Origin of the sequence: Pseudoroseomonas cervicalis ATCC 49957 (assembly GCF_000164635.1) — a bacterium.
Taxonomy (GTDB): domain Bacteria; phylum Pseudomonadota; class Alphaproteobacteria; order Acetobacterales; family Acetobacteraceae; genus Pseudoroseomonas; species Pseudoroseomonas cervicalis.
The window spans coordinates 1-1,273 of the sequence record NZ_GG770930.1 but is presented as its reverse complement, the minus strand read 5'-3'; the positions used below and the strand labels follow the sequence as shown (position 1 = coordinate 1,273).

Below are 1,273 nucleotides of genomic sequence, written 5' to 3'. Positions count from 1 at the left end.
TGGCCTGCCCCCTTAAAAGTGGACCGCCGCTGATGTGAGATTATCGGGACGCGGATGGGAGGAGGTTGAGATGGCGAGGAAGCAGCACAAGCCGGAGGAGATCGTGGCCAAGCTGCGCCAGGTCGAGGTGTTGGTGGCGCAGGGCAAGACGGTGGCCGAGGGAGCCCGGGTCATTGGGGTGACGGAGGCGACCTACTACCGCTGGCGGTCGGAATACGGTGGCCTGAAGCTGGACCAGGTGAAGCGGCTGAAGCAGTTGGAGCAGGAGAATGGCCGCCTGCGCAAGGCCGTGGCGGATCTGACGCTGGAAAAGCTGGTGCTGAAGGAAGCCGCGTCGGGAAACTTCTGAGCGCTGCACGTCGCCGGGCGGCGGTGGAGCATGTCAGGGCGTCACTGGGCGTCTCGGAGCGCTTTGCCTGCCGCGTGCTGGGCCAGCATCGCGCGACGCAGCGGCAGGCACCAGCCCCTCCGGACGACGAAGCGGCGCTGACGGAGGCGATCATTGGCCTGGCCCGGCAATACGGACGATACGGCTACCGCCGGATCACGGCCATGCTCCGGGCCGAGGGCTGGCACTGCAACCACAAGCGGGTGGAGCGGATCTGGCGCCGAGAGGGTCTGAAGGTGCCTGCCCGACAGCCCAAACGTGCAAGGCTGTGGCTGAACGACGGCTCCTGCGTGCGGCTGCGCCCCGAACGGCCGGACCATGTCTGGGCCTATGACTTCGTGGAGGACCGGACGCGCGACGGACGCAAACTCCGCATGCTGAACGTGGTGGACGAGTTCACCCGTGAATGCCTGGCGATCCGGGTGGCGCGGAAGCTGACCTCCCTTGATGTGATCGACGTGCTGACGGAGCTGTTCATCGCCCGCGGCACGCCCGCGCATATCCGTTCCGACAATGGCCCTGAGTTCGTGGCCAAGGCGGTGCAGGGCTGGATCCGCGGCGTCGGCGCGAAGACCGCCTTCATCGAGCCTGGTAGCCCCTGGGAGAACGGCTATGTGGAGAGCTTCAACGGCAAGCTGCGCGATGAACTACTTGACGGCGAGGTGTTCAACACACTGGCCGAAGCCAGGGTGCTGATCGAGCAGTGGCGGGTCCACTACAACACGGCCCGCCCCCATTCCTCGCTGGGCTATAGGCCACCAGCACCGGAGGTGATCATGCCGGAAAGAGGCGGAACAGTGCCCCACCCCAGTTCCAATGGCTCATCGCCGCCTCTGACCATGCTCCACTAAAATCTTGCCCGGACCAGTTGATGGGGGCTGGTCA

At 65.6% G+C, this 1,273-nt stretch carries 1 protein-coding gene; it reads left to right on the top strand.

Annotation, left to right across the window (positions count from 1 at the left end; translation table 11 throughout):
* The first annotated feature begins 70 nt into the window (after nt 1–70).
* A protein-coding gene (locus HMPREF0731_RS20470; RefSeq protein WP_245538373.1) for an IS3 family transposase occupies nt 71–1,239 on the top strand; the annotation gives its coding sequence in 2 pieces (ribosomal slippage) (nt 71–335 and nt 335–1,239; 1,170 coding nt in all).
* Nucleotides 1,240–1,273: the final 34 nt, after the last annotated feature.